The 5,596-nt window shown below is 67.0% G+C and carries 7 protein-coding genes; all 7 read left to right on the forward strand.

Features of this window, described 5'->3' with window-relative positions:
- Nucleotides 1–141 (forward strand): ABC transporter ATP-binding protein C-terminal domain-containing protein (locus AC32QD_RS05020; protein ID WP_492009393.1); only part of this gene is annotated, 141 nt, incomplete at its 5' end.
- Nucleotides 142–154: 13 nt separating this feature from the next.
- Nucleotides 155–1,159: a branched-chain amino acid ABC transporter permease gene (locus tag AC32QD_RS05025; RefSeq protein WP_492009387.1), complete on the forward strand. Its 1,005-nt coding sequence runs from the start codon at nucleotides 155–157 to the stop codon at nucleotides 1,157–1,159.
- A gap of 2 nt (nucleotides 1,160–1,161) precedes the next feature.
- Nucleotides 1,162–1,536: a VOC family protein gene (locus tag AC32QD_RS05030; protein WP_492009388.1), complete on the forward strand. Its 375-nt coding sequence runs from the start codon at nucleotides 1,162–1,164 to the stop codon at nucleotides 1,534–1,536.
- 4 nt (nucleotides 1,537–1,540) lie between these two features.
- Nucleotides 1,541–2,617 carry a branched-chain amino acid ABC transporter permease gene (locus tag AC32QD_RS05035; RefSeq protein ID WP_492009389.1) on the forward strand — a complete coding sequence of 359 codons (1,077 nt, stop codon included), beginning with the start codon at nucleotides 1,541–1,543 and terminating at the stop codon, nucleotides 2,615–2,617.
- A 70-nt stretch (nucleotides 2,618–2,687) separates the two neighbouring features.
- A complete protein-coding gene (locus AC32QD_RS05040; RefSeq protein ID WP_492009390.1) occupies nucleotides 2,688–3,983 on the forward strand; it encodes an ABC transporter substrate-binding protein in 1,296 nt (431 codons plus the stop codon).
- A gap of 100 nt (nucleotides 3,984–4,083) precedes the next feature.
- The gene (locus AC32QD_RS05045; RefSeq protein ID WP_492009391.1) at nucleotides 4,084–4,905 is read left to right on the forward strand and encodes an ABC transporter ATP-binding protein; all 822 of its coding nucleotides are present in this window, start codon (nucleotides 4,084–4,086) and stop codon (nucleotides 4,903–4,905) included.
- A gap of 181 nt (nucleotides 4,906–5,086) precedes the next feature.
- On the forward strand, nucleotides 5,087–5,596 hold a 510-nt coding region (locus tag AC32QD_RS05050), incomplete at its 3' end, for a class I SAM-dependent methyltransferase (RefSeq protein WP_492009392.1).

Raw genomic sequence — 5,596 nt, forward strand, 5'->3', positions numbered from 1 at the left:
CACGACATGGGCGTGGTCATGGACCTCGCCGACCGTGTGGTGGTGCTCGACTACGGCCGCAAGATCGCCGACGGCACGCCCGACGAGGTGCGCGCCAACGCGGCGGTGATCGACGCCTATCTCGGCGTCTCGCACGAGTGAGGGGGGAGGGCGCATGGGGCTCCTGACCGATCCGTTCTTCTGGGAGGTGGTGGTCGCCGGCCTGTTCTCGGGCGTGATGTACGCGCTGGTCGCGCTCGGCTTCGTGCTGATCTTCAAGGCCAGCGGCATCTTCAACTTCGCCCAGGGGGTGATGGCGCTGTTCGCCGCGCTGACGCTGGTCGGCTTCCTCGACGGGCAGATCCCCTTCGCGCACCTGCTCAACTGGATCCTCGGTACCGAGTGGCACCACTGGTACGTGCCGCCCGACAAGCAGGGGACGGCGCCGCCGATCTGGTTCGTCGCGGTCTGCATCGCGTTCACCACCGCGGTGATGATCGCCCTCGCCTGGCTCATCGTGCGCCTGGTCTTCCGCCCGCTGGTGAACCAGCCGCCGATCATCCTGTTCATGGCGGCCATCGGGCTGGCCTATGTGCTCGAAGGCGTCGGCGACCTGATGTGGGGCGCCAACGTCAAGCCGCTCGACATCGGGCTGCCCTCGGGCCCCTCGGACTGGATCCTCAACGCCACCGGGATGCTGGTGAACAAGCTCGAAATGACCGCCGCGCTGGTCGCCGCGATCCTGGTCACCGCCCTGACCCTGTTCTCGCAGTACACCCGCATGGGCCGGGCGCTGCGCGCGGTCGCGGACGACCACCAGGCGGCGCTTGCGGTCGGCATCTCGCTCGAGACCGTCTGGTGGGTGGTCTGGTCGGTCGCGGGCATCGTGGCGCTGGTCGCCGGCATCATGTGGGGCGCCGCCTCGGGCGTGCAGTTCTCGCTGTCGCTGATCGCGCTCAAGGCGCTGCCGGTGCTGATGCTCGGCGGCTTCACCTCGATCCCCGGCGCCATCGTCGGCGGGCTGATCATCGGCGCCGGCGAGAAGGTGTTCGAGTACACCATCGGCTACAACTATCTGGGCGGCGCCACCGAGAACTGGTTCGCCTATGTGCTGGCGCTGGTCTTCCTGCTGTTCCGGCCGCAGGGCCTGTTCGGCGAGCGCATCATCGAGAGGGTGTGAGCATGGCCCACCGCTCGCGCATCGGCGTGGTCTGTATCGACTGCCAGACGCAGGATCTGGCCGAGGCCATGGCCTTCTGGTCCGGCGTGCTGGGCGCCGAGGCGCGGCTCGACGCGGACGGCAAGTACGCGACGATCGAGGGCCCGCGCGGCCCGCGCGTGGAGCTGCAGGCGGTGGACCATGCGCCGCGCGTGCATCTGGACTTCGAGACCGACGACCGCGAGGCCGAGGCGGCGCGGCTCAAGCGCTTGGGCGCGCGCGAGGTGGCGCGCATCCGCGACTGGATCGTGATGGAGGCGCCCACCGGCCACCGCTTCTGCCTGGTCAAGCCGCAGGGCACGGATTTCCCGGGTGACGCCGCCCGCTGGCAGGAGTAGGACGATGTTCTACCGCGAGGCCGGGGAGTTCAAGACCAGCTACCAGGCGGATCTCGCCACCTTCCCGATTCGCGCCGAGCGGCTCGCCTTCTGGACGCTGCTCGCGGTGGCCTTCCTCGTCGTGCCCTTCTTCGTCGACGACTACTGGGAGCAGGCGGTCTTCCTGCCCTTCTTCGTCTATGCGCTGGCGGCGCTGGGGCTCAACATCCTCACCGGCTATTGCGGGCAGGTGTCGCTCGGCACCGGCGCCTTCATGGCGGTGGGGGCCTATGCCTCCTACAAGCTGATGACCGCCTTCCCCGGGCTCGACATGGTCTCGATCACCATCCTCTCGGGCGTGGTGACCGCCGGGGTCGGGCTGATCTTCGGCCTGCCCTCGCTCAGGGTGAAGGGGTTCTACCTCGCGGTCACCACGCTGGCCGCGCAGTTCTTTCTGATCTGGATGTTCAACAAGTGGGGCTGGTTCTACAACTACTCGGCCACCGGGCAGATCGTGGCGCCCACGCGCACGCTCTTCGGCATCGAGATCACGGGGCCGACCAGCCGCTCTGCGGCGACCTACGTGTTCTCGCTAGGTTTCCTCACCGTGTTCGGCTGGGTGGCGCGCAACCTCGTGCGCGGGCGCACCGGGCGGTCGTGGATGGCGATCCGCGACATGGACATCGCCGCCGACATCATCGGGGTCAGTCCGATGCGCTCGAAGCTCTCGGCCTTCGCCGTCTCGTCGTTCTACATCGGCATGGCCGGGGCGCTCTATTTCACGGTCTGGAAGGGGGCGGCGGAGGGCACCGAGGCCTTCGGCGTCAACGTCTCGTTCCTGGTGCTGTTCATGATCATCATCGGCGGGCTCGGCTCGATCCTCGGCTCGCTGATCGGAGCGGGGTTCTTCGTGCTGCTGCCGGTCCTGTTCAAGAACATCCTGGCCGAGCAGTTCGGCTGGCCCACCGACATCGCCCAGCAAGTCCAGACGACGCTGATCGGCGCGCTGATCATCCTGTTCCTGATTGCCGAGCCGCTGGGAATTGCGTCACTGTGGCGCACGGCGAAGGAGAAGCTCCGCCTCTGGCCCTTCCCTTACTGAGGGGCGGGCGGCACAGACCGGTCCCGGCAGGGACCGCAAGACGAAACGGCCAACAAAGGGGGGCCACAACATGAAGCTTACCAGACTGGCAATTGCAGCAGCGACGGCGTGCGCACTGGCGGCGCCGGCCTATGCCGACCTCGTCTTTCCGATGCTCAGCTACCGCACCGGACCCTATGCGCCGAACAGCATCCCCTTCGCCGACGGCTACCACGACTATCTCACGCTGATCAACGAGCGCGACGGCGGCATCGGCGGCGAGAAGATCAAGATCCCCGAGTGCGAGACCGCCTACAACACCGACAAGGGCGTCGAGTGCTACGAGTCGCTCAAGGGCCAGGGCGCGCTGGTCTTCCAGCCGCTTTCGACCGGCATCACCTACCAGCTCATCCCCAAGGTGAGCGCCGACCACATCCCGCTCCACTCCATGGGCTATGGCCGCACCTCGGCCGCCAACGGGCGGGTCTTCCCCTGGATCTTCAACTTCCCCGGCACCTACTGGGACGCCGCCTCGATCATGGTGAAATACGTGATGAAGGAGGAGGGCGGCTCGCTCAAGGGCAAGAAGATCGCGCTGGTCTACCATAACTCGGCCTATGGCAAGGAGCCGATCCGCACGCTCCAGCAACTCTCCAAGAAGCATGGCTACAAGCTGATCCTCTTGCCGGTCGACAGCCCCGGGCAGGAGCAGAAGGCCACCTGGCTGCAAGTGCGCAGGGAGCGGCCCGACTGGGTCTTCATGTGGGGCTGGGGCGTGATGAACCAGGTCGCCATACAGGAGGCCGCCAATGTCCGCTATCCCATGGACCATTTCATCGGCGTCTGGTGGTCGGCGTCCGAGCAGGACGTGCTGCCCGCCGGCATGGCCGCGAACGGCTACAAGGCGATCACCTTCCACGGCGTGGGCAAGAACTATCCGATCTATGCCGACCTGAAGAAGTACGTCTATGACAAGGGCCTTGCCGCGGGCGCCGGCGACAATCCCGGCACCGTGCTCTACAACCGCGGCATGCTGGCGGCGATGTGGGCCGTCGAGGCGGCGCGCACGGCGCAGAAGATGTACCACACGAAGAACATCACGCCCACGATGATGCGCGACGGCTACGAGCACCTCAATGTCGACGAGGCGCGCCTGGCCCAGCTGGGCCTGCCCGGCTTCACGGTGCCGGTGCACGTGACCTGTGCCAACCACGGCGGGCCGGGCCTTGGCGCCATCCAGCAATGGAACGCCAAGACCAAGACCTGGAAGATCATCACCGGCTACATGTCGGCTGACCGCTCGGTGGTGGACCCGCTGATCCAGCAGGACTCCATGGCCTATGCCAAGGAGAACAACATCACCCCGCGCAAGTGCCCGGGAGACTGAGGCCCAGGGCCGCCCCCACGGGGGCGGCCCCATTCGTTTTGCAATTTCAAGACGGCCCCGCGCCCGCCGCGCGGGCGGGCCGGGGGCTGGAGGGTCACGCATGCTCGACGATTCCAAGAGCGGGACACTGCTCGAGGTGAACAACATCGAGGTGATCTACAACCACGTCATCCTCGTGCTGAAGGGCGTCTCGCTCAGCGTGCCCAAGGGCGGCGTGATCGCGCTTCTGGGCGGCAACGGCGCGGGCAAGACCACCACGCTCAAGTCGATCTCCAACCTGCTGCGCTCCGAGCGCGGCGAGGTCACCAAGGGCTCGATCGTCTACCGGGGCGAGCGCGTCAACGAACTCTACCCGGCGGCGCTGGTCGCGCGCGGGGTGATCCAAGTGATGGAGGGCCGGCATTGCTTCGAGCACCTGACCATCGAGGAGAACCTCCTGACCGGCGCCTACACCCGCTCGGACGGTCGTGCCGGGGTGCAGCGCGACCTCGATCTCGTCTACGGCTACTTTCCGCGGCTGAAGGATCGGCGCCGCTCCCAGGCCGGCTACACCTCGGGCGGCGAGCAGCAGATGTGCGCCATCGGCCGCGCGCTGATGAGCCGGCCCGAGATGATCCTGCTCGACGAGCCCTCGATGGGGCTGGCGCCGACGCTGGTCGAGGAGATCTTCGAGATCGTGCGCAACCTCAACGAAAAGGAAGGCGTGAGCTTTCTGCTGGCCGAGCAGAACACCAACGTGGCGCTCAGGTTCGCCCATTACGGCTACATCCTGGAGAACGGGCGCGTGGTGATGGACGGCCCGGCTGCCGAGCTGCGCGAGAACCCCGACGTCAAGGAGTTCTACCTCGGTATGTCCGAGAAGGGCCGCGCCAGCTTCCGCGACGTGCGCTCGTATCGCCGCCGCAAGCGCTGGCTGAGCTGAGCGCGTCGATCGTGTTGCGCGAAGCGGCCTGCCCGATGAGATCGTCCACCCGCATCGGCACACTGGCCCGCCGGGGGCGCTTTCCCTGTGACGGTGCGCCCGGTCATCTTTCGGTGCCGGCTGCCCAGATCATGCATGGCACCCGGATCCCTGGATCGCGGGTGCCGGCTTGGGGGGGCGGATGAGCGATTTCTACCTGCGCGTGCTGCGAAGCAGCGGAATCGATCCCGCCGACTCGGTGCTCGTCCTCTGCGGCGACCGCTATGACAGGGACCAGCTGCTCGCTGCGGGACTGCGCGACGTGACGATCTCCAACCTGGACGAGGAGGAGGTGGTGAGCGACTACGCGCCCTACCGCTGGGAGTGCCAGGACGCCGAGGACATCGCGCATGCGGATGACTCGTTCGACTGGGTCGTGGTGTGCGCCGGGCTGCACCATTGCGCGTCGCCGCACAGGGCGCTGTGCGAGATGCTGCGCGTGGCGCGCAAGGGAATCGTCGCGATCGAGAGCCGCGAGGGGCTGCTGATGCGCGCCGCCGTGAAGCTGGGCCTGACCCCCGAGTTCGAGCTCGAACCCGTCATACTGTCCCATGGAACCTCGGGCGGCTGCCGAAACACGCCCATTCCCAACTACATCTATCGCTGGACCGAGCGCGAGGTCATCAAGACCACGGCCAGCTACATGCCCCAC

The sequence above is a fragment of the Thermohalobaculum sp. genome, from assembly GCF_058622915.1.